This is a genomic window from Chryseobacterium soli (genome assembly GCF_000737705.1).
GTDB classification, from domain to species: domain Bacteria; phylum Bacteroidota; class Bacteroidia; order Flavobacteriales; family Weeksellaceae; genus Chryseobacterium; species Chryseobacterium soli.
The window spans coordinates 56,239-79,172 of sequence record NZ_JPRH01000001.1; the positions used below are offsets into that span (position 1 = coordinate 56,239).

General features: G+C 35.8%; 19 protein-coding genes and 1 riboswitch. Of the genes, 7 read left to right on the forward strand and 12 right to left on the reverse strand.

Annotated features, from left to right (window positions below):
* Complete coding sequence (locus IW15_RS00290) at positions 1-4,362, reverse strand: CusA/CzcA family heavy metal efflux RND transporter (RefSeq protein WP_084681338.1); 4,362 nt, start codon at positions 4,360-4,362, stop codon at positions 1-3.
* 271 nt (positions 4,363-4,633) lie between these two features.
* Complete coding sequence (locus IW15_RS00295) at positions 4,634-4,957, reverse strand: DUF6660 family protein (RefSeq protein WP_034708329.1); 324 nt, start codon at positions 4,955-4,957, stop codon at positions 4,634-4,636.
* Between the two features lie 232 nt (positions 4,958-5,189).
* On the opposite strand from IW15_RS00295, the gene IW15_RS00300 reads away from it, so the two are divergent.
* The 6 genes from IW15_RS00300 to IW15_RS00325 all read left to right on the forward strand — a co-directional run bounded on the left by IW15_RS00300 (position 5,190) and on the right by IW15_RS00325 (position 8,237).
* Entirely contained in the window at positions 5,190-5,642 is a 453-nt protein-coding gene (locus IW15_RS00300; protein WP_131368437.1) for a hypothetical protein, read from the forward strand.
* A 55-nt stretch (positions 5,643-5,697) separates the two neighbouring features.
* Entirely contained in the window at positions 5,698-6,132 is a 435-nt protein-coding gene (locus IW15_RS00305) for a hypothetical protein (protein ID WP_034708331.1), read from the forward strand.
* Positions 6,133-6,153: 21 nt separating this feature from the next.
* Positions 6,154-6,627 (forward strand): hypothetical protein, encoded by a 474-nt coding sequence (locus tag IW15_RS00310; RefSeq protein WP_131368439.1) that lies wholly within the window; start codon positions 6,154-6,156, stop codon positions 6,625-6,627.
* Positions 6,628-6,670: 43 nt separating this feature from the next.
* The gene (locus IW15_RS00315) at positions 6,671-7,006 is read left to right on the forward strand and encodes a hypothetical protein (RefSeq protein ID WP_034708334.1); all 336 of its coding nucleotides are present in this window, start codon (positions 6,671-6,673) and stop codon (positions 7,004-7,006) included.
* Positions 7,007-7,139: 133 nt separating this feature from the next.
* Complete coding sequence (locus IW15_RS00320) at positions 7,140-7,454, forward strand: hypothetical protein (RefSeq protein WP_034708336.1); 315 nt, start codon at positions 7,140-7,142, stop codon at positions 7,452-7,454.
* Positions 7,455-7,673: 219 nt separating this feature from the next.
* Entirely contained in the window at positions 7,674-8,237 is a 564-nt protein-coding gene (locus tag IW15_RS00325) for a hypothetical protein (RefSeq protein ID WP_034708339.1), read from the forward strand.
* Between the two features lie 207 nt (positions 8,238-8,444).
* Here the strand turns inward: IW15_RS00325 and IW15_RS22925 are convergent, their stop codons facing one another.
* The 6 genes from IW15_RS22925 to IW15_RS00360 all read right to left on the reverse strand — a co-directional run bounded on the left by IW15_RS22925 (position 8,445) and on the right by IW15_RS00360 (position 16,316).
* Positions 8,445-9,938, reverse strand: a complete 1,494-nt coding sequence (locus IW15_RS22925; RefSeq protein ID WP_034708340.1) for a RagB/SusD family nutrient uptake outer membrane protein — start codon at positions 9,936-9,938, stop codon at positions 8,445-8,447.
* Positions 9,939-9,956: 18 nt separating this feature from the next.
* Positions 9,957-12,872 carry a SusC/RagA family TonB-linked outer membrane protein gene (locus IW15_RS00335; RefSeq protein WP_034708342.1) on the reverse strand — a complete coding sequence of 972 codons (2,916 nt, stop codon included), beginning with the start codon at positions 12,870-12,872 and terminating at the stop codon, positions 9,957-9,959.
* Positions 12,873-12,955: 83 nt separating this feature from the next.
* Positions 12,956-13,052: riboswitch (SAM riboswitch) on the reverse strand.
* Positions 13,053-13,324: 272 nt separating this feature from the next.
* Complete coding sequence (locus IW15_RS00340) at positions 13,325-13,651, reverse strand: helix-turn-helix domain-containing protein (RefSeq protein ID WP_034708344.1); 327 nt, start codon at positions 13,649-13,651, stop codon at positions 13,325-13,327.
* A gap of 194 nt (positions 13,652-13,845) precedes the next feature.
* Positions 13,846-14,286, reverse strand: a complete 441-nt coding sequence (locus IW15_RS00350) for a hypothetical protein (protein ID WP_034708346.1) — start codon at positions 14,284-14,286, stop codon at positions 13,846-13,848.
* Positions 14,287-14,458: 172 nt separating this feature from the next.
* Positions 14,459-15,718 carry a hypothetical protein gene (locus tag IW15_RS21820; protein ID WP_051881658.1) on the reverse strand — a complete coding sequence of 420 codons (1,260 nt, stop codon included), beginning with the start codon at positions 15,716-15,718 and terminating at the stop codon, positions 14,459-14,461.
* Positions 15,719-15,818: 100 nt separating this feature from the next.
* Positions 15,819-16,316, reverse strand: a complete 498-nt coding sequence (locus IW15_RS00360) for a hypothetical protein (protein ID WP_131368441.1) — start codon at positions 16,314-16,316, stop codon at positions 15,819-15,821.
* Between the two features lie 545 nt (positions 16,317-16,861).
* On the opposite strand from IW15_RS00360, the gene IW15_RS00365 reads away from it, so the two are divergent.
* On the forward strand, positions 16,862-17,272 hold the full coding sequence (locus IW15_RS00365) for a type II 3-dehydroquinate dehydratase (protein WP_034708349.1): 411 nt from the start codon (positions 16,862-16,864) through the stop codon (positions 17,270-17,272).
* Between the two features lie 80 nt (positions 17,273-17,352).
* Here the strand turns inward: IW15_RS00365 and pckA are convergent, their stop codons facing one another.
* From pckA to IW15_RS00385, 4 genes are all read right to left on the reverse strand, one after another.
* Positions 17,353-18,972 carry a phosphoenolpyruvate carboxykinase (ATP) gene (gene pckA, locus IW15_RS00370; RefSeq protein ID WP_034708350.1) on the reverse strand — a complete coding sequence of 540 codons (1,620 nt, stop codon included), beginning with the start codon at positions 18,970-18,972 and terminating at the stop codon, positions 17,353-17,355.
* Positions 18,973-19,099: 127 nt separating this feature from the next.
* Complete coding sequence (locus tag IW15_RS00375) at positions 19,100-20,005, reverse strand: GYDIA family GHMP kinase (RefSeq protein WP_034708352.1); 906 nt, start codon at positions 20,003-20,005, stop codon at positions 19,100-19,102.
* Positions 20,006-20,021: 16 nt separating this feature from the next.
* A complete protein-coding gene (gene fabD / locus IW15_RS00380) occupies positions 20,022-20,897 on the reverse strand; it encodes an ACP S-malonyltransferase (protein WP_034708353.1) in 876 nt (291 codons plus the stop codon).
* Positions 20,898-20,965: 68 nt separating this feature from the next.
* Complete coding sequence (locus tag IW15_RS00385) at positions 20,966-22,897, reverse strand: LysM peptidoglycan-binding domain-containing protein (protein ID WP_051881660.1); 1,932 nt, start codon at positions 22,895-22,897, stop codon at positions 20,966-20,968.
* Between the last annotated feature and the right edge of the window lie 37 nt (positions 22,898-22,934).

Below are 22,934 nucleotides of genomic sequence, written 5' to 3' on the forward strand. Positions count from 1 at the left end.
TTATTTATTAAGTATTGAATTAATCGTCACTACAGATTGATTGACCTGCTGGATGGATTCTAAGTATTTTAATTGAATGTTCGTAGCTGTCTGAAGGGCAAAAAGATATTCCACATAGGTGATTTCTCCTGTTTTATACCCCAACTGGCCGGCTTTTACTATTTTTTCAGCATTAGGAATTGCCTGATTGACATAATACTCATATTGCTCTACGTCCTGCCGGTATTGGCTAAAAGCATTTTCCAATTGTGCTGAAAGCTGTTTCTGCTGTTGTTTTGCATTCATTTCGGCCATCTGTTTCTGATATTCCAACGACTGAATCCTTGCTTTGGTGGCACCGAATGTAAGCGGAATCGAAACGCCCAGGTTTACGGAATTGAAACGGTTTGAAGCATTAAAATACTGCTCAACTCCGTTTCTGGTACCCGGTCCTGTAAGCGACTGATTGGTATATCCGATCGTAAATTCAGGAAGCCCCAGTGATTTCTCTACATTTTTATTCTTTTCGGCAATTTCCATTTCTTGGTATAAAGCTTTTACAGAAGGATTGTTTGCAATAGCCACACTATCCAGAACCATTTCCACTTTGAGCGGTTCATAGCCTTTTTGATGAGGAATCTCGATATCCTGTGGCGTATTTAACAGTGTTTTTAAATTTTTATAAGCATTGCTGAGGTAGACTTCATTCTGCTTTAACAAAAGATTAATTTCTCCTTTCTGAGTTTCCGCGGTATTTATTTCGATCTTTTTAACATCTCCGGCTTTAAATCTTACTGTTGCAATCCGAATAAAATCCTGATACAGGCTGTCGAGGTTACTCAATTTAGATTGAGTATATTGGAGATATTCAATCTGATAATAATAGGTACGAACCTGCTTCATCAATTCATTCACAGACATTTCTTTTTCTATCTGTCTGCTTTTAATATTTTCATTGATCAATTCCTTTCTGGCTTTGAACAACGTAGGAAAAGGAACACTCTGTGAAATAGAGAATGACTGATCGAATTTCGGACTGTTGTATTGTCCTAACTGCGCGTTAAAATTGAGTTTAGGAAGTTCATTCGCGGTCTGTTTCAACGCTTCCTGCGACTGGATACCCAGCTCTTTAGATTGTAAGGTCAGGTTATTCTTTGCAGCTATTTCCATAGCCTGTTCTACGGATATCGGTGTTGATTGTGCTTTAAAAGTCTGTCCAAGGCATAAGAACCCAAGCAGCACCACAGCAGTGGTTAATTTTGTTTTGCCAGGCTTCCCTGATATTTTTGAATTAAAAATAATATACAGCATCGGAAGTACAAACAAAGTAAGGAAGGTAGCACTTACCAATCCGCCGATGACTACCGTTGCCAAAGGTTTTTGAACTTCCGCTCCCGCTCCTGTAGAAATTGCCATTGGCAAGAAACCTAAGGAAGCCACCGTTGCCGTCATTAATACGGGTCTTAATCTGCTTTTTGTTCCTTCATATACTCTTTTTAAGACATCTGTTTCTCCATCTTTCTCCATCTGATTGAATGTTCCAATCAAAACAATCCCATTAAGTACGGCAACTCCAAAGAGGGCAATAAAGCCAATCCCGGCGCTGATACTGAAAGGCATATCTCTGATAAGAAGAGCGAAAATCCCACCGATAGCACTCATCGGAATAGCCGTGAAAATTAAACCTGCCTGCTTCAAGGAGCGGAAGGTAAAATATAACAGCATAAAGATGAGAAACAGAGAAACCGGAACCGCAATCATCAATCGTTTACTGGCTTCCTGTAAGTTTTCAAACTGTCCGCCGTAGGTAAAATAATATCCGGATGGTAATTGTATTTCCTTATCCAGTTTTGTCTGAATATCTTTTACTACACTTTCTACATCGCGGTCTTTTACATTAAATCCTACTACAATTCTTCGTTTTCCCTGTTCGCGGCTGATCTGTGCCGGTCCCAGCTTATAGCTGATTTTAGCAACCTGAGAAAGTGGAATCTGCGCTCCTGAATTGGTGGTGATCATCAGATTATTCACATCTTTAATATCAGTTCTGTGAAGACTATCCAGGCGGACGACGAGATCAAAACGTCTTTCGTTTTCAAATACCTGGCCTGCACTTTTTCCTGCAAATGCCGTACTTACTGCATTGTTGACTTCTTCAATATTCAACCCATAGTTAGCCATTCTGGTTCTGTCATATTCAACATTAATCTGCGGCAGACCGCTTACACGCTCAATCTGAGGGGAAGTTGCCCCTTTTACGGTTTGAATCGCTCTTCCTACTTTATCGGCATAGAGTGCTAATGAGTCCAGATTTTCTCCAAAAATTTTGACAGCAACATCTTGTCGTACTCCGGTCATCAATTCATTGAAACGCATTTGTATCGGCTGATTTTTTTCAAAAAATACTCCGGGAATATTTTCCAGTTTTTCACTGATTTCATCGGCCAGCTCATCGTAGGATTTTTTAGATTTCCATTCTTTTTGAGGCTTCAATACTACAATCATATCGGTCGCTTCCGGAGGCATCGGATCGGTAGGAACTTCGGCAGAACCGGTTTTTCCCACCACCATTTTAACCTCATCAAACTGCTTGATGAGTCTGGAAGCCTGCATGGAGGTTTCAATACTCTGGCTTAATGAACTTCCCTGGGGCAGGATGCAATGGAACGCATAGTCTCCTTCCTGCAGCTGGGGAATGAATTCTCCACCCATGTTTTTAAAGATGAAAACTGTAATCACAAAAATGAAAAAAGTGGCTGATACGATTATGTATTTTAACTGAATGGCTTTTTTCAACAAAGGCTGGTATATTCCCTGCAAAGCATCCATCATTTTGTCGCTGATTGTTTTTTTATTTTTGATATTCTTTGAAAGAAACAGTGCACTTGCCATTGGAATATAAGTAACGGATAAAATAGTCGCCCCGATAATAGCAAATCCTACGGTTTTAGCCATGGGTGTAAACATTTTACCTTCTACGCCTGCCAGCGTAAGGATCGGAATATATACGATCAGAATAATAATCTGCCCGAATATGGCACTGTTCATCATTTTGGACGCTGCTGTTCCGACTTCCTGATCCATTTGGACCTGCGTAAGTTTATTTCTATGGTTTTTATGCTGAAGCAAATGCAGCGTGGATTCTACAATAATAACCGCTCCATCTACAATAAGCCCGAAATCTATAGCTCCCAAGCTCATTAAATTAGCACTTACTCCGAACACATTCATCATTCCCAATGCAAATAACAGCGAAAGAGGAATGGCTGAGGCAACAATAAGCCCCGCCCTTAAATTTCCAAGGAAAACAACAAGCACGAAAATAACAATCAGGGCGCCTTCAACCAGGTTCTTTTCAACGGTACTGATAGCCCGATCCACCAAATCGGTTCTGTCAAGAAAAGGCTCTATCACAACATCATCCGGAAGGGATTTCTGAATATTGGGAATTTTATCTTTGATATTCTGTATTACTTCACTGCTATTGGCACCTTTAAGCATCATCACAACACCACCAACTGCATCTACTTTTCCGTTGTAGGTCATGGCCCCATAACGGACAGCACTTCCAAAACGCACATCCGCAACATTTTTTATAAAGATCGGCACACTTCCCGTTTCATTTTTTACGGCAATATTTTTAATATCTTCCAGTGATGATACCATCCCTATCCCACGGATAAAATAAGCATTAGGCTTTTTATCAATGTAAGCCCCACCTGTATTCTGGTTATTTTTTTCCAAAGAAGTAAAAATATCTGTAATGCTCACTCCCATGGCTTTTAAACGATCGGGATCAATGGCAACTTCGTACTGCTTTAATTCACCCCCAAAACTGTTGACTTCAGCAACTCCGGGTGTTCCGTTCAGTTGTCTCCGCACAATCCAGTCCTGCATACTGCGGAGTTCCTTGGCATTGTATTTATTTTTACTTCCTTTTTTTGGATGCAGGATATACTGATAGACTTCTCCAAGCCCCGTACTTACAGGAGCCATTTCAGGCGTTCCTACCCCTTTGGGAATTTCTTCTGCTGCTTCTTTTAATTTTTCACCGATCAACTGACGGGCGAAATAGACATCAACATCTTCTTTGAAAACTACCGTAATCACAGAAAGTCCGAATCTTGAAATACTTCTGGTTTCTTCAATATCCGGAACATTCGCAATACTTTGTTCAATGGGAAATGTCACCAGCTGCTCCACTTCCTGCCCTGCAAGGGTGGGACATACTGTAATAATCTGCACCTGATTGTTGGTAATATCAGGTACGGCATCTATAGGTAATCTGGTCGCACTCCAAACTCCCCAGATAATCAATAATAGGGTCATACTTCCAATGACAATCTTATTATTGATACTGAATTTAATGATTTTATCTAACACAAATTGGGTTTTAATTTGTGATTACCTACTGATTTCAAGACTTTTTGAACCTCAATATCAACATGATAGTTTAATCCAACATATTGCCACCAAGGTGTCTTAACCAGAAAAGCTTTTAGGATACCAGCAGATAATCAATTTAATTTTATCGAAATACTTACTGCTATATTTCATATAACAGCAGGCAAAAATATCATGAAGTTCTCTGCAATGGAATTGCAAAGTTTCAAGCATCATTTATAAAATAAATGTTTCTAAAAAACAATAAAAATTAAATTTTAGGGGGTTGCCAGATATGATCGTACACCTGATAGGCAAAGTTATTTTTCTGAAAAAGAATCTTCTTAGAAAAGTGCATATTCATCTGCACCGGAATGTCTATTATTGAAGCCATTTTGAAAGCCGAAACCGTAATCTGGCAACAGCTGCAAACACAAAGTGGCGAACAGATATCTCCTTTATCTTTGGAATGGGATTCCTGGATATTTAATGATAATTTTGTAACATCCGAACCTGCAGGACGGTGCACATCTTCACAAGGCATCAGTGTCAATGCCATGAAATAAAATGCTAAGACCAGTCTCAATAGGTTCATATGGACAAAGGTAGAGATTTTTTTCTAAAGGTAATTTGCTGTCGCTAGAGAATTCCATTAGGCAGCAAAATTTCTATTTGGATTGATGAGGTGAAGTATAAAAACTATGAAGATATTGAAATACAGAAGCCTAAAATTAATAAAAATACTATCATTAATAATTCTATACATTCTATATATTTGATGCTAAGTATTGTTATTGACTTACTGCATTTATTATTAAGTAAAAATTATGCATAAATTTCTTTTAGTATTTTTAATGAGTTTTTTATCTGCTCAGCAGAGCTATAAACTATCTTATTCTAATAGTCCACTTTCAGAAAAGGGGAAAATAGTATTTAAGATCAAGAATATAAAAGATGAGAGAATAAAAGTTCCTAAGCAGTATCCTAGTATATGGGCCAGACCAATAACTATACAGGTATACAATGATGAAAAAAAGGAGTATGAATCTACCAACTATGTATCTGATGATATTGACTGTTTTAATACTGATGGTTGCTTTGGAAAAATGACTTATCTTAAGAAAAACCAATCCAGGGAATATGAAGTTGAAATAATTCCTGGAAGAATATCAAGAGCATTTAAAGAAAAGAAAAAGTATAGATTTAAATTATCTTTTGACACTTATGCTTTCAGTGGATGTAATGATTTTGTTACAGATTGGCTGTATTATCAAAATTAAATTCAGCAACTAAATACTCCTCATTATTAAAAAAAACAATACTCTCTTCAATAAAATGAATTACAAAGACCTGCTAAAAATCAGTATTTACTTCATCGCAATAAAATTGTTTGTAGACAGTATATCAAGAATTCCAGAAAAATTATATATCGCTTTTTCAACTGGAGAATGGTTAATCAATGTCATATCATTTATTTTCCTGAACTTTTTTATCGTTGCCATACTTATTAAAGTGGGAAATTATTTTGTAGACAAAATATTTTCTGCAAAAGGAAATTACATCAATACTTCAACCCAATCAATCGTAGAAATTTCAATGATAATTTGTTCTTATTATATCATTTTAATTCAACTTTTTTCAGCAATAATTGACCTTTTTTCAAAAATGAATATTGATTTCAATACGGTAGAAAAATTGACGGGCATCATTATTTCAGTTTTCTTAATCATCTTCCATAAGAAGATTTCTGAAAATTTAATTAAAATATAGTTTTTAAAACTGGCAACCCTAATGATGAGAACATTTTTTCTTTTTCTGTTATTGAGTTTTAAAAGTTTCTATGCTCAAGAAATATCTCAGGAAGCGTATGAGATTTATGGGCTGGAACTGGCCAATTTGGAATACAAAAGCTATCAATTCCGGTTGGGAATCCCTGAGAAATATCAAGAAACATTTATAATGGAGAATGATTCTATAGGGAAAAAAATTCGAAATTTATCTGCAAAAAAAATATTTGATTCTGACAAATTATCTTCAATGATAGTAAAGCAGACCCCTCAAAATATTAAATTTAAGAGAATTATATTTGACAGAACTGAAGTAATGTATTGCAGTCCTATTTATTTCAAAAATAATAACAACGAAGCTTATTTCTTTTTCGTTATAGATAGTAAAAGCAGACTGAAACCTGTTTGCATTTACTTATATGCCTATAGAAAAAGTGATGGGAAATGGTGTACGGAAGACTATTACTACATTTTTTAAAACATATCCTACGCCTTACGCTAAGCCTCAATTAGATTAAATTATGAAAGTATTTGTTTTTTTAAGTTTTTTAATTTTGTTATGCTCTTGTGGAGAGCCTGATTGTAATATTGTGAAAAAAGCATATTATCCTGACGAATATTATTTGATTGTTGAAGAAGCAAGTATAGATAACTCATGGATAAAAATCAGAGGCTCCGTTCTCATAACTAATGAAAAATCAAATATTATGGTGCATAATAATTGGATTGACGATTATAATGAAGTTGAAATGGGAGATACAATAATTAAGAGAGAGGGAAATCTGGAACTTGTTGTTCATAAAAAAGATACTATTATCCGGCATGATTGGTATTGTAGAGGAAAACCCTATAAATAAGTTACTAATAATTTAAGTTAATCTAGGAAAAAAGAGCAGGATATGGTGGAGGCAAAACAACTTCAAATACGATTAATATAAGTAAGTGGGTTCAGGAAATATTCACTATAATCCGCAGTTTAATTTAAAAAGCATGAAAAAAAATTGCACACTGCTGCTTTTAATGGTGTTGTCTTCCTGCTCGAAGAATGATGATCAAAAATATGCTCAGATTCTTGCAGATGAAGAATGCAACTTAGTCATAGAAGTTCCACCAAGTAATTCAGTATGGTTTAAGGCTGAGGGATATAATCCGGTTACCAAGAAAAAGGAGATTTGTAAAACACACAATAGATGGTGGAATATGTTTGCTGATGAAATTGATATTGGTGATACTATTGTAAAGAAAAAAGGAGAATTAATATTTAGTATCCACAAAAATGATACTATTATTCGTAAAAAATGGTAATATTAAAATAAGACTAAAACCAATATCTATCTTCGCAACAAAGATTGACCCTATTATGAAAGTTAGAATTGGAGCCAGAATCATGTCTGGCGAACTAAATTTTTAGATAGGGCAATAAGCAAAGTTATACCTTTTTTGATGACCTCAATAATTACAAACGCAAATGAATCAACAATCAGGTTATAAAAACATAGAAATTTATTAATTATAAAACATATTATGATTGAATTCAAAACAGAAGTTAAAGAAATTCTTCCTTACGATAGAAAACAATATCTATTATTAAAAAAATGGTATGGAGTATCATTTCAATTACCTAGTGATACAAAAGAAATAACTTCATTAGAGTTTATTAATAATTATGAATCTCTTTTTAGAAATTTGATTGAACAACTTGATAATGGTTACTCATGGATTGTAAATCATGATTATATAGATGAAAATTGGTTTCCTAATGAAGATAATACTTTAACCTCATTAAGAGACTTATTCAAAACAAACAGTATCCCCAATACGTTTATAGGTGCTTTAATTTTTTCAAAGGATGATCTGTTGAGATTTACAAGAGATTTAATTTCGTATCCTCATGCTGTATTTAATCAAAAGGAGATCTTATATCATGATATAGATATTTCAAACTATAAAATACCGTTTGTTATAAAAATATCAGGGCATTTGAATATAGATTTACTAAGTACAGATAAGGAATTATTAAAAAAGATTGTAAATTTTAATGCTGCAGATAATTTTGTTATAAAACAATATAGAGAAACTAAACTATAGCAAGATAACTAAAACGCTTAAAATCTTCACTGATAATAATAACAACAAATTAGTATAAACTCATTAAAAGTCTCTTCAAAAGTAAAAAACACTAATCCATAAACAAAGGAAGCTACAAAGTAGCTTCCTTTTTATTTAAACCCTGAAAAAGCAAGAGCCCCAGAATCATCTGAAGCCCTTACCCCCTTATATGAGAAATCAACTATACTACAAATTCGGATTATTTTCAATTTCCTTTTGAGGAATACTGAACAGATAATATCTGCTGTTCGGTGCAAAAGCGGTCTGGTCAGGGAACGCAAAGATACTGTGCCCTCTTCCATTGACAGTTTTTACCGTTCCATTAGGAGTAGTTATCTGCACCTGAATCGGCTGTCCGGCAGCATTCGTGTAAGGTTTTCTTACCACTGTTCCCTGCGTTCGGATAATATCAGATAACGAGAACCCTTCTCCAAACAATTCTTTTCTTCTTTCAATCAACACTTCTTTAATGACGTCATTCTGCGCTAAAGATCCTGTATAAAGATTGGCATTTCTGGCAGATTTCAACTGGTTCAAAACAGCAACCGCATTCGTAACATTTCCGTTCCTTGCTTCAGCTTCAGCCTCGATCAGATACATTTCTGCTGCTCTCATGAAGACAATATCAGCAATAAGATTCGCTTTAAATTTAAACTTAGCATACCTCAACAGCCCTTCCCTTCCCGGAAGTCCGTCCCATGAGAACAAAGAATACCGGATATCATTGGTATCAAACAAATCTTTAAAATAAGGATCAGCCATAAAGCTGTAATAATAACTTCCTGAAGATGAAACATCCAGATAATGGAATGCATAGCTCTCTCCTGACTGTTCCGCAGTCTGACCGTGGCCCCAAATCCATTCTCCGTTACTGATGTCGTTAAATCCTTCTTTATATTTTTCGGGAGTCATTAACGGATATCCTGCTTTTGCTATTTGTGCAGCAGCGATCGCTTTAGACCATTCCCCGGTGTTCAGATAAGTTCTTGCCAGCAATCCGTTAACTACTGAACGGTCTATTTTATCTTTATTGTTTCGGGTATAGTTCTGAAGCAGATTACTCGCTTCGGACAGATCCGTTTTAATCAAAGTATAGATCTCTTCAAGACTTGCTCTTTTTCCTCCTACAGAACCCGTTGTGGTAGGTACTGTATAAACGGGAACTGCTAAAGCCGTTTTATCTTTCAAATAACTGAACTGATAAAAGCTCGCCAGATTCAGATAACAGAAAGCACGTAATGCTTTTGCCTGCCCCTTCACTTGGTCTTTCTTATCCTGGCTTCCTTCTGTTGCGTCAATTCTTGCAATCACATTATTCATATTATTGATCGTAGAATACAGCATGCTCCAGATAAAAAGTGGTCTACTGCCGGTATTATTCACCAAATCTGTAAATGCATACGCAGAAGGAAAACCATACTTATTCGTTAAAACAGCCACATCACTTCCCATTGCATCACTCGTTCTCAACACGGTTGAATACCCAATATTCGCATAGGTTGTTCCCTCATCATTAAAGGTTGCCCACGCTCCGTTAATAACCGTCTCAGCACTTTCCGCCGTTTTAAAGATCTCTTCTTCACTTGCCTGATTGGTTGGCGCTGTTTCCAGGTCACTTTCACAACTTACAAAAGATAATGCAGCCGCTAGAGCAAAAGATATATATAGTATTTTTTTCATTGTTTCAATTTTAAGATATTAAAGAGTTGCCTGAATTCCAAAAGTTACTGTTCTCATAGCAGGATACCTGTAGTACGTTGTTCCGTCTAAGGTCTGTTCAGGATCCATTCCTTTATGCTTGTAGAAGGTTAAAAGATTCTCTCCCTGTACATAAATTCTGAATTTCTTCAGTCCCAGTCTCTCAAAATAATCTGACGGAAGCGTATATCCGATACTTACATTTTTCAATCTTGCATAGGTTGCGGAATATAAAAATCTTGACGAAGCAGACGTCCAGTTGTTCGTGGTTGTATTCAAAGCAGGAACATCAGTATATCGGTTTTCCGGAGTCCAGCGGTTAAGCATTTCTTCACTCCATGCTCTTCCCGGCAAATTTCCGCCCGATAAAATTGATGTATAATCCGTATCCAGCACTTTACCCCCGATTCTGAAAGTCAGCAATGCCGATAAGTCAAAGTTTTTGTACGCAAGACTTGTTGTAATCCCTCCCACCAGTTTTGGAAGTGATGAACCCTGAATTTCTCTTGTAGCTTTCCCAATTTCAGAAGTTGTCCCTTCTACAGTCTGTCCGTTGGCATCCGTCGTAATCGTTTTCCAAAGTGGCTTTCCATTACTTGGATCTACCCCAGCCCAGGTCGGAAGATAGAAATCATAGACCGAACCCTCTTCTCTTAACAGCTTAGTTCCGCTAATGATTGAACCCTTAGGAAGCTTGGTGATTGTATTACTTAAAGTACTCAGATTGACATCAACATTCCATTCGAAATCTTTCGTCCTAAACGGAGTCGTAAACAATGAAAATTCAAAACCTGAGTTCTGCAGTTTCCCGATATTCGCCTGAAAGCCTGTAAAACCTAATGAAGGAGCCAAAGGCATTTCAAATAATAGATTTTGGCTCTCCCGTTTAAAATATTCTACATTCCCTTTAATTCTGTTATTCAAAATAGCGAACTCCAATCCAACATTTAAATTAATATTTGTTTCCCATTTCAAATCAGGAGTAGGAAGTTTATTCGCTACTGTTCCCGGCTCTCCGAGATTATTGTAGAAAGTATATAAACTCTGATATGCGTAATATGTTTTCAGTTTATCATTTCCCTGACCTCCATAACTTGCACGAAGGGTCAACTGATTAAAGACATTTAAATCTTTAATAAAATTTTCGCTGGATGCTTTCCATGAACCACCCACTGACCAGAAAGTTCCCCATCTGTTATCCGGTGAGAATCTGGAAGAACCGTCAGATCGTACCGATCCGGAAATAAAGTATTTGTTCTGATAATCATATTCTATTTTCCCAAGGAAACTTAATAGCCCTAATTTGTCACTGCTCCCGGTAAAACCTCCTAACAGTGATGCTGCAGCAGGCTCATAATAATAAGGAAGTGAAAACTGACTTCTGCTGCCTGATATCGTCTGATATTCATAGTGGTAGAACTCCTGCCCTGCTAGCGCATTAAAATGATGCTGCCCAAATTTTTTATCGTACGTTAAAATATTACTGGTCGTATAAGAGAATGTTCTGGAGTTTGTTTTCGTCACAGAACCCCCAATTTCTGCACCCTGTCCCAACAGCGGATTTGTATAATAATGTCCGTTATAGTTCACCAAATCAACAGAGAAACTGGATTTAAACTTCAGTTCAGGTAAAAAGCTAAAATCTAAAAATCCTTTTCCGGAAAAGTTATCTTCCCTGTTTTCATTTTTATCCAAAGGTAAAGTCGCCGCTAAATTCTGGTTCTGGAAAGCACTGGTAGGTCTGTATGATCCAAAATCAAAAATAGGATTTCCATTAAGATCCAGTTTCTGGCTTCCATCAGCATTTCTTTCATAATAAGGGTAAAATGAAGGAATAATACGTCCTACGTTGATAATATTATCAGAACTGGAATCTGATGAAGAAGGAGCAAACTGGATACTATTCGTGTAACTTAAATTCGCTCCGACATTTAACCATTTTTTCACTTCAGAATTTAATTTCAGTCTGGTACTGTATTTTTTAAAACCTGATTCAATCGCAATTCCTTTGTCATCCAAATATCCCAGTGAAAAATAATAATTGCTTTTCTCACTTCCACCACTGAAATCCAAATCAACCTGATTCCTGGAAGCTACTCTTTGAAGAACATCGGCCCAGTTGTCATTCCATAATGGTTTTGCACCTGCCAGAAGTTTCCCGTCTGTACCCACAGGTTTTGAATAATCGACTCCATAAGGATTAATTCCCAAAGCATTAATCAGATTATCGGTAGCCATCTGCCCTGCCTGCTGAGCTGAAATCAGATTGGATTGATAGCCATTTCTCAAGGCTTCCCAATACAACTGGAAATACTGATCTGTACTCACCTGCTTGTAATCTTTTACGGCCCTTGAAGAGAATCCCTGACTCATGTTAAAATTAATTCTTGACTCTCCTTTTTTACCTGATTTTGTTGTTACCAGAATTACTCCGTTCGCTCCTCTTGATCCGTACAAAGCACTTGCAGAAGCATCTTTCAACACACTGATCGATTCTATATCATTCGGGCTTATGGTATTGATATTTCCGTCGAAAGGAATTCCATCAATCACATACAACGGATCACTTGAAGCACTCACAGACCCAATTCCACGAATCCTGACAGAAGCCACTGAACCGGGCTGACCTGAAGAACTTACTGCCTGAAGTCCTGCAACCTGCCCTTCCAAAGCTTTCGTGATATTGTTTACAGGTCTGTTATTAATCTTATCACTTGAAATAGTTGCTACTGATCCCGTATAACTTGTTCTTTTAGCCTTTCCATAGGCCACCACTACTACTTCATCAATCTCCTTTGCCTGGACTGTATCTTTTTTAGCCTTTGTTGTCTGCCCGCTTACACCGATAATCCCTAAGAAAAATACAGCAACAGGTGGAATCCAAATTCTAGAATTAATTAATTTTTCACTAATCATAATCAATTATATTTATCAATATTAAAAAATTAGCCCTTTGCGGAAAAGTCAGCAAAGGGCATCGATAAATACGATTAACCAATTGCTTATTTTTCCTTTAAAGGCTGAATGTAACACCTTGCATAATGCAGGTTGTTAAGACTTCACAGGGTCAGTTCCCTCCATCTTTCTTTATAAGCCGATCGAAATATGTTTGCAAATCTAAAAACAATTAGTCTATAAAACAAGTAGACTACTTAATTTTTAATTATAATTTTTCAAAAATTAACTTAATTTTATTTTAAAAACCACTAAAATAGGCACTTATAGTAATTATCAATTTTACAAATATGAGATATATCATTATCAATAATTCAATTACCTCACTATAAAACATAGCACAAAAAAAATGACGTCAATGACGTCATTTTACTTTCTATTAAAGTTCAATTATAATTCTTAAACTCCGAATTTTATTGATTAAATATTTTCCTCCACTTTGCTACAGAATTTCTGCTCAACTTAAATTTGCTGGCAACCTGTGTATTATTATACCCGTTTCTCTTTTGATATGCTAAAATTTCAAGAATAGAAGATTCATCGTAAGATCTCTGTTTACGGCTGAACTCCGCCGTCCCCTTATCTTCAGCAGCAAAGATCATCTGATTCAATTTAATAACATCTAACATAAATAAAACTTCCTTTTGTAAAATAGGATGACAGCGTTCATACTTTTCAGGATGCTTTTCAATAAGAATATCCGTGAATATTTTTTTATAATTTGGTGCTAACTTTTCCATATATCTTCTTTATTTCTATTGTAGAGACTGTTTCATTTTCAAAAAATATAAACATGACCGTTTTTCTGTAAAAACTTTTGATATCCAAAACGTAAGTCCAGGTCTCAGACGGATAAAAGTTAAATTCCTGCCCGAGTAATTCTATCACTTTTTCCTTTCTCAGATTTAATAAGTACTCATATTGATTCCCTTTTTCACTCCTTCTCATCATTGTATTTACTGATCCATTTATACAGTGTTGTTTTAGGAATTCTATATTCTTCAATCACCTGGTATTTCGTTTTCTGTCCTGTATTAATTAATTCTAAAATAAAATCCACCACCTGCCTGGTATATACATTTTTTCTAAAACTAGGAAGAGCTGTTTCACCTTTAAGAGGAGTATTGATATGCGAGTTGTTTTCAGGAGCAAACAGAATAAGATGCTGAGTATAAATCCTGAAAAAATCATAGTCAAGAAGTTTACACCATTTCATAAGAACTTCTGAATCAAGACTTTTCTGGGTATACATAATCCGTATTTCATCTTCTGTCATTTTATGAAAATTGCAGATACGATCCATTGAAATTGTCATTTCTTCAACCCGCTTTTCTACACATTTCCCAATATGGATATTTTTAAAATTAAAATTCATTCGTCTTATCTTTATGTCTTTAGCTTTCTTCTAACTTATTTTTTAAGATTTCCATGCAATCCGGAAATTTCTTGTAAAACAAACAACAGCATTCAAAAAAACTTTGCAGAAATTATTGAAAACAGGAAAGAAGAACTTTACAGTTCCTCTTTCCAAAAATTTATAAAAACGGTTAGTATAATCTCTGGATAGAAATATACACTTCCAGTGTATTATCTAAATTACTAGCGTCAGTAGTAGGAGCCTGATCTCTACCATTAACAGGTGTGCCTGCAGTAGATTTATTGTCTATACGCAATACATAATACACTCTGTACCATTTGTTATCTGCTGTAGTAATATCCAAGGTTACAGTTTCATTATATCCTTGGCTAAGAAATACGCCATCGTCAAACTGAGCATAATTTCCAGGTCCCAGTAATCTGTTTCCAGTACCTCCATCACCAGTAAATGTAGAAACTTCAGAAGCCCATAACTTTGCATTTGCAGCGGTTATATTGTAAACACGGGGATCAAAATTAGTACTGCCGCCAGTATTATCAAATGCACCAGGAGCAGTGATAAAACCATCCACTCTGAATGTATTATTGATTACCGGAAGATCAGTAAGAAACTGACTTAAAAGGAATGAAGTCGTTTGACGCGGAATTGAAGAGTGATAATAAACCAGCTCGCCAGGTGCAATTACACTTCCACCTCCTACAGTTGCACTACAAGACTGCCTTCCAATACTTAACGGGAAAGTAGTCAGTGTAGGGCTGGACACGGTAGGTGTTCCTGATACAGTATAACTAAGAATTCCTGATCCTGAATTAAAATTCCCTGAAGCCAGCGTTGCAGTAAGCCCATTAACAGGACCAACAATTTGTGCCGGATAGGTTCCTCCGTTTCCTCCGGTATAGGGAACTGTCATTGTTCCGGTATAGGGTGTTCCGGCAGTATAAGTTCCAGGAGATAATGTTACCCCATTACAGGTAATGGCCCCCACCGTCCCGGCTGCAAGAGAGCCGTTATTGAATGTTCTCCATTCTGTACCATTCCAAAATACATATCCCACATAGCTTAGTCCACCTGTTCCTAAATTATAAACAAGTAAACCTGCTACCGGTGAAGGTATTGTAGACTGATCTATTTGAGAAGTCAGGGCAGCTTTAGGGCCTAAGAACCCTTTTTTACTTCCAGTAGCTAAACCATCCACATTTACATCAAGAATTGCTGATGTATTAGGTGTTGTAGTACCAATCCCTACGCTTCCACTTGAGGTTACCGTAAAATCATTAGCACCTTGTGCAGCAGTTGGAGCACCTGTTGTAGGATTATCTTTTAATCCATCTACATGGAAAATACCCCGTGGATTTGTTGTATTAATCCCTACTTGGGAATACATAAATACTGAGGCAGCAGTTGCAAGCAATAATATTGTTTTTTTCATTTTTGAATTGTTTTTAAGTTAAAAATTGATAAAAGTGTTTGGAAACACTTTTATCAAAAATCATCATTTGTGTTTTTAGATCATTTGTATTTATAGAAGGTCAGGATATAGGCGGAGGCCTGATACAGCAATATTTAATTATTCCCAGGGCAATAATTAAATCCTTACTGGTATTTATTACCCCTGCTTCATATGGAAAAAAAATAAAAAAGTTTTGTTGACCAACGGGGATACCATCATATTTATATGGATTCCCATGGATTACTTTCAATTCCCCAGATAATAAAGAACGGTATTTCTCATCTGCATCTTTACTGCATATACTGATTGTATTGGCTGCATACTCTATGGAATACTTCTCTTTTTCCACCTCTTTATTTTGAGGTAATTTTTGAGAAAGTTTTTTAGAAATAATCTTGGAAATCCGGCTATCTTTCTTCTCTATAATATTGACTTCAGCAGATTTTATGTTTTTAATTCCGGAAATAACTGTTCCTTTTATTATAAAAAACTTAGCTTTGGCATCGTTCTCAATATTTCCTTTATTAATAGAATCATTTCCTGTTTTACAGTGAGCAAAAAGAAATATCCCCAGCAATACGCTACAAAATATCTTTTTTAGTAAAAGTTGAAAATTTATCTGAAACATTATCTCTACTCTAATTCATTTACAAAAGTATCTCTATAGATAAATCAAAAAAAAGGTTAATAAGTCAAATTCAGGAAAATGACTTAAATTTTATATATAAATGAAAATCAAATTATTACAATAGTCAAATTCTACAATTAACTGGCTAATTCCATCCATTTAAATTTCATCTGAAAAATCGACTACTAAAATTTTCAGTAAGACCACAAATTAATTTTCAGATTTATAATTTTTGTAGATCTATTGAAAGCAGATATCAATAGTATTTTTCCTTCATAAAAATGAAATTGATCTTTAATAAGGAAGAGTGACTTTTTTAATAACAAAGAATATATTAATACTAAAAACCAAAACTCTTTTTTCCTTATTTACCAAAATCATTTTTAGAGTATTTTTTTCCGGAATAATTCAGCAGCAATTTCAATTTGCTATTTCCCATATATCACATGCAGCCAGTCGTATGAAAATTTTCTATCTTTGAATAAATTTTTTAAATGAAAATCCTAATTATTAATGGTCCCAATCTGAATCTTTTGGGCACAAGAGAACCTGAGATCTACGGAAATATTTCCATGGAAGATTATTTGGAAACATTACAGTCTGAATTTTCATCTTATCATTTGGATTATTATCAATCTAATATTGAAGGGGAAATCATTAACAGGCTTCAGAAGGATGATTTTGATGCGGTAGTCATTAATCCGGGCGCATTTACCCATTATTCTTATGCAATAGCCGATTGTTTAAAAAATATCCGGAAGCAAAAAGTGGAAGTTCACATCAGTAATATTTACAAAAGAGAGGAATTTCGCCAGAAATCTGTGACAGCAGCCAATAGCGATGCCGTATTGTCCGGATTTGGAATGAATGGATACCGATTGGCGATTTTGAGTTTGAAATCTTAAATAATATAACAACCATAAATTCTAGCAGATAAAGATATAAGTGTAATAAAAAAGCCTCATCACTGATGAGGCTTTCTATTTTAATTAGTAGTTTGTTGCTGTAATTGAGGTCCTGAAGATATTAATTTCTTTCCTTCTTCTGTACCGCAGTACTGTTCAAAGTTTTTAATATATCTTGAAGCAAGATCTTTTGCTTTTTCTTCCCATTCTGCTACATCACTGTAGGTGTGTCTAGGATCTAAAATACCTTCAGAAACATTTGGAAGCTCTGTAGGAATTTCCAGATTCATAATCGGAACGTTGGTTTTAGGAGCATTCTCAATAGATCCGTCAATAATTGCATCAATAATTGCTCTGGTATCTTTTAAAGAAATTCTCTTTCCGGTTCCGTTCCAACCTGTGTTTACTAAATAGGCTTTTGCCCCGTGCTCTTTCATTTTACCAATCAATGTTTTAGAATACATCGTTGGGTGTAAGGTAAGGAATGCCTCACCAAATGCAGGTGAGAAAGATGGTTCAGGTTCTGTAATTCCTCTTTCTGTTCCTGCTAATTTTGAAGTATATCCACAAAGGAAGTGGTATTGTGCCTGGTTTTCATCTAAAATAGAAACCGGAGGCAATACTCCGAATGCATCCGCAGAAAGATAAACGATTTTTTTCGCATGTCCTGCTTTTGAAGGAAGAACAATCTTATTGATATGGTAAATAGGATAAGAAACTCTTGTATTTTCAGTGATTGATCCGTCTTTGTAATCAGCAATTCCATTGTTTACCACAACGTTTTCAAGAAGTGCATCTCTTTTAATTGCTCTGAAAATATCCGGTTCTTTTTCTTCAGAAAGGTCGATAACTTTAGCATAACAACCACCCTCATAGTTAAATACACCATTGTTGTCCCAACCATGCTCATCATCACCGATCAGGTATCTTTTAGGATCTGCAGATAGTGTTGTTTTTCCTGTTCCTGAAAGACCGAAGAACAGAGCAACATCTCCTTCTTCGCCTACATTGGCAGAACAGTGCATAGAAGCCATCCCTTTCAATGGAAGGTAGTAATTCATCATGGCGAACATTCCTTTCTTCATTTCGCCACCATACCATGTACCACCGATGATTTGTAGTTTTTCAGTAAGGTTGAACATGATAAAGTTTTCAGAATTCAGACCTTGAGCTTCCCAGTTTGGATTCGTTGTCTTGGATCCATTGATTACTGTGAAATCCGGTTCCCCGAAGTTTTCAAGTTCATAATGTGAAGGGCGGATAAACATATTAGTAACGAAATGCGCCTGCCATGCTACTTCTACGATGAATCTTACTTTAAGTCTGGTATCTGCATTCGTTCCACAGAAAGCATCTACAACATAAATTTTCTTAGAAGCTGAAAGCTGATTCAGCACTAATCCTTTACAAGATTCGAAAATGTCTGAAGTAGTCGGTAAATTTACTTTACCGTCCCAGAAAATAGTATCTTTTGTAACATCATCCTGAACGATATATCTGTCTTTAGGAGAACGGCCTGTAAAAATCCCTGTTTTTACGGATACCGCCCCAGATTCTGTAAGCTCAGCTTCTTCAAAGCCTTGATTCTCAGGAGAGACTTCAGCCTGATATAATTCTTCATAAGAAGGATTATATATTAATTCATAGTCTCCTTTAATTCCTAATTTTTCTAAATCTTGGATGATTTTAGCGTGTTTCATTTTACTTATATTTTCTATTTCTTTTTTAGATTCAACAAAATTAATATTAATTAATTGTTAAAGGTGGTTTAAATATAATGATATAAGTCAGAATGACAAATAAAAAAATAGGATTGTAAAATATTGATTATAAATTAATTATGTCTACCCATTCAAAAATAGTCGTAAAACCTTTTCCCCAAAAATAGTCCTTATAGCCGTCAAATTTAGCACTCATCACAAAATCTCCACCCCAAGCTCCCAGACTTTTGACAAAAGAGGGGCAATCCTGGAAAAACTTCTCCTTAACAGTAGAGATTTCAAGGAAATTGGCGATTTTTTGTTCATGAATCACCATTAATTGAGAAAAATTTTCCAATTCATTACATAACAAAATATTTCTTGTAAGATTCGAAAACTCTTCAACCAATTTTGGAGACTTATTTTTAGACTTATAAAAATTGATTCCTTCACGGCTATCCTGCTTTTGATTTAAGTGGATAAAAATAAGCTCATTTTTGAAAGGAGGATTAAAATCTACCTTTTCATATTTAATTTCGGGTTTACTTTGGTAAAGCACTGCTGCTTTTTCTTTTGCAACGGCAATATCATATCCGCTACCTCCGAGACTGATGGTATTAAGATAGAAAGGATCTACATCGGACCACTCTGCAAGATTATTCATCAACGTAGAGCTGCTTCCCAGTCCGTAATCGGCAGGAAACTGAAGATTAGTTTTTATATGGTAGGAATCTGTGCTTTTGAATTTTGTTTCAGATAGAGACTGAACATTTTTTAAGGTTTTGAGGATAAATTCAGCAGCTGCTGGAATATTGGCTTCCAAAATCTGCCAATTTTTATAATCAATGACTGTTTTTAGCCATGGTACATTCTGATGATGGGCTTCCCAATATATCAGAGAACTCTCATTCTGTTTTTCCTCAAAAAAAAACTCTTGTCCAAGCTTGGTAGGTACCGCCAGGACAAGAGCTCCATCCATTGCGAAATATTCTGAAGTAAGCATTAGCTTTCCCGGTGAAAATATCTCGCCCATGATTTATTTTATTAGATTAAATTGCGGAAGCAACATCTACAGAACTGTCAATTTTCTTGATCAATCCCTGAAGTGTTTTTCCTGGTCCTACTTCTACGAAGTTATTGGCACCGTCTTTAATCATATTTTGAACAGATTGCGTCCATTTTACGGGACCTGTTAATTGTGCAATCAGATTTTGTTTGATTTCGTCAGGGTTTGTCACCGCTGTGGTTGTGATGTTCTGATAAACAGGAATTGTCGCTTTTCTGAATTTTGTCTGTTCGATTGCTGCTGCCAGTCTCTCTTGTGCAGGCTGCATCAATGGAGAGTGGAACGCGCCGTTTACAGGCAATAATAAAGCTCTTTTTGCTCCTGCTTCTTTTAATTTTGCGCAAGCTTCTTCAACGGCTGCTGTTTCTCCTGAAATAACAAGCTGTCCGGGACAGTTGTAATTGGCAGGCACAACGATACCGCTTATCTGTGCACAGATTTCTTCAACTTTAGCATCTTCTAACCCTAAAATCGCAGCCATTGAACTTGGATTAGCATCACAAGCTGCCTGCATTGCTTTTGCTCTTTCGGATACTAATTTCAGACCGTCATCAAAAGATAAAACTCCATTGGCAACTAATGCAGAAAACTCTCCTAAAGAATGTCCTGCAACCATTTCTGCTCCAAGACCGTTTACTGCTTTCAGGGCAGCAACTGAGTGTATGAATATTGAAGGCTGGGTAACCTCTGTTTTCTTTAGATCTTCATCTGCTCCATTAAACATAATAGAGAGAATGTCGAAACCTAAAATTTCATTGGCAGATTCCATCAAGTCCTTTATGTCTTTTCTAGAATCATACAATTCTTTTCCCATTCCTATGAACTGAGAACCCTGCCCAGGAAATACAAGTGCTTTCATGTACTAAATTAAATATTATGCAAATATAAATATAATGTTAATAATATTCTAGAAACAGATATAAATCATTAAGGCATCAAACGAATCACTCGATACCCTGTATTTACATACGCTCCATTTGCTTTAGATTTTACGAATTCAAATTTTGTAGCCAGCTGCGTTTGAACTTTATTCATTTGCTTAAAGATCTCTCCTTTTTTATTTTCTCTGGTAAGCATGTCATTTACCACATCAAATCCTACCACAGCATATTTCGGAGGTGTTTTACAATATTTGGTCTTATAGGCTGCCAGGATTTCTTTTTCAAAGTTTCCATCTGTATTGATCTTTCTGTCCATAAGGTAGACCATACTCGCCTGGCTCAATTCATCTACTTTCTTTTCGAAAACCGGTGAATAGTACATACTGAAAGCTTTCACTCCCTGAACCTCTTTAGATAGAGCAATTACTTTGTTGGCAAAAGCTTCACCTGCTGCATCATTGTCATTGGCCATAATAGCAATAACCGGTGCAGACTGTCCTGTCATCATATTCTGATCCAGCTGAATTTCAGCAGGAGAATTAACAATGATGACGTTAGGATTTTTAACCAATTTTTCAAGACCAGCCTTGATATAATTGGCATTTTCTTTTTTGGCATCTGTCACTATGTATATCTTCTGATCTGAATAAACCGCCTTTACTTCTTCAACGATTTTATCAGCGTACGTCTGATCATTAGTTTCAACAATAATTAAATTGCTGTAGCCATAAAGCTCCGGAGAGTTAGCAAATGGCGCTACTACGGGAATTTTCTGATTTTTTGTAAAATCAAGGACATCAATAACGTTTGATTTGAAGAATGGTCCGATAATCAGGTCTGTATTCTCCGGGTTGATCTGTGTTAATGAATTTCTGAATGAAGCTTCATTTCCAGAGTCTACAATTTTAATATCTAGTTTTTGCCCGTTTCTGGCATTTCTTTCAATTGCCAATTTTGCTCCTGTCAGGAAATCCAAAGCCATTGCTCTGTATTGGGTTTCGTTTGTACTATACCCGAAAGGAAGCATTAGGACAACGCTCAATGCATCGCCATTTTTCTTAATATAAGCAGGATCCTGTTTTTTGATTTTTAAAACCATTCCTGTTTTCAGACCGTGAGAAAGATCCGGATTCAGTGCAATTAATTCGTCAATTGTTACCCCAAATTTATTCACGATTGAGAATACTGTATCTCCCTGCTGAACCGTGTAGGTTACATAATCATCCGCTGTACCCGTGACTGGTGTACTAGTTTTTTCGGTTCCGGAGTCGATTTTCGTTTTTGAATTTACCGGTTCAGAAACGGTCTCGGTATTTGATTTTTTTATTTTGATGGTTTCACCAGGCTTCAGTCCTTTTTCTTCCAATCCGGGATTTAAAGCAAAAAGATCCTGCTGACTGATTCCAAACTGTTTTGAAACTCTGTAGTAGTTATCTTTAGGCTGGATCACATAGGTATCTCCTTCTGCCGTTGAAGTTGCGGGTGTCTCAACCTGAGTCTCTATTGTTTTTGGTACTGTAACAACAGGTGTTTGTGTCTGATCGCCGCCATATTTTTTTATACTTTCAAGAGGAAGTGCGATTTCATCCCCGATTTTCAAATGGGAATCTAATTCAGGATTGAGTTTTCTTAAATCTGCTTCAGAAATATGATATTGTTTTGTAATTCCGTACACTGTTTGCTTAGGCTGCAACACAATTTTTCCAAGCTGATTGCCTGAAACTGATTTTGCTTTTTCTACAACAGCCGCTTTCGTTGCAGTAGTTCCCTGTTTATCTGATTTTACAGTTAATACATCTCCAATTGCCAGCTTTCCGTCTTTAAAATTCGGATTTAGCTTTTGCAGCTCATCTAGTGTTATTCCATACTTTTTTGCAATGTTGTAAGGAGTATCTCCTTTTACAACCGTGTGTGATTTCTGGGCAGAAACGCCTAAAATCATACATAAACTGGATAGAATAAAAAACCTCTTTATCATATTTGGGAATTATAATTTACAAAAATACTCCTTTAAA

Excerpts from the sequence above, each read along its gene's own strand:
- IW15_RS00375 (WP_034708352.1), bottom strand. The coding sequence starts at position 20,005 with ATGGGCGAGATATTTTCACCGGGAAAGCTAATGCTTACTTCAGAATAT.
- IW15_RS22925 (WP_034708340.1), bottom strand. The coding sequence starts at position 9,938 with ATGAAAAAAATACTATATATATCTTTTGCTCTAGCGGCTGCATTATCT.
- IW15_RS00295 (WP_034708329.1), bottom strand. The coding sequence starts at position 4,957 with ATGAACCTATTGAGACTGGTCTTAGCATTTTATTTCATGGCATTGACA.
- IW15_RS00310 (WP_131368439.1), top strand. The coding sequence starts at position 6,154 with ATGATGAGAACATTTTTTCTTTTTCTGTTATTGAGTTTTAAAAGTTTC.
- pckA (WP_034708350.1), bottom strand. The coding sequence starts at position 18,972 with ATGAAACACGCTAAAATCATCCAAGATTTAGAAAAATTAGGAATTAAA.
- fabD (WP_034708353.1), bottom strand. The coding sequence starts at position 20,897 with ATGAAAGCACTTGTATTTCCTGGGCAGGGTTCTCAGTTCATAGGAATG.
- IW15_RS00340 (WP_034708344.1), bottom strand. The coding sequence starts at position 13,651 with ATGGAAAAGTTAGCACCAAATTATAAAAAAATATTCACGGATATTCTT.
- IW15_RS00325 (WP_034708339.1), top strand. The coding sequence starts at position 7,674 with ATGATTGAATTCAAAACAGAAGTTAAAGAAATTCTTCCTTACGATAGA.
- IW15_RS21820 (WP_051881658.1), bottom strand. The coding sequence starts at position 15,718 with ATGAAAAAAACAATATTATTGCTTGCAACTGCTGCCTCAGTATTTATG.
- IW15_RS00350 (WP_034708346.1), bottom strand. The coding sequence starts at position 14,286 with ATGAATTTTAATTTTAAAAATATCCATATTGGGAAATGTGTAGAAAAG.
- IW15_RS00315 (WP_034708334.1), top strand. The coding sequence starts at position 6,671 with ATGAAAGTATTTGTTTTTTTAAGTTTTTTAATTTTGTTATGCTCTTGT.
- IW15_RS00335 (WP_034708342.1), bottom strand. The coding sequence starts at position 12,872 with ATGATTAGTGAAAAATTAATTAATTCTAGAATTTGGATTCCACCTGTT.
- IW15_RS00300 (WP_131368437.1), top strand. The coding sequence starts at position 5,190 with ATGCATAAATTTCTTTTAGTATTTTTAATGAGTTTTTTATCTGCTCAG.
- IW15_RS00320 (WP_034708336.1), top strand. The coding sequence starts at position 7,140 with ATGAAAAAAAATTGCACACTGCTGCTTTTAATGGTGTTGTCTTCCTGC.
- IW15_RS00365 (WP_034708349.1), top strand. The coding sequence starts at position 16,862 with ATGAAAATCCTAATTATTAATGGTCCCAATCTGAATCTTTTGGGCACA.
- IW15_RS00305 (WP_034708331.1), top strand. The coding sequence starts at position 5,698 with ATGAATTACAAAGACCTGCTAAAAATCAGTATTTACTTCATCGCAATA.
- IW15_RS00385 (WP_051881660.1), bottom strand. The coding sequence starts at position 22,897 with ATGATAAAGAGGTTTTTTATTCTATCCAGTTTATGTATGATTTTAGGC.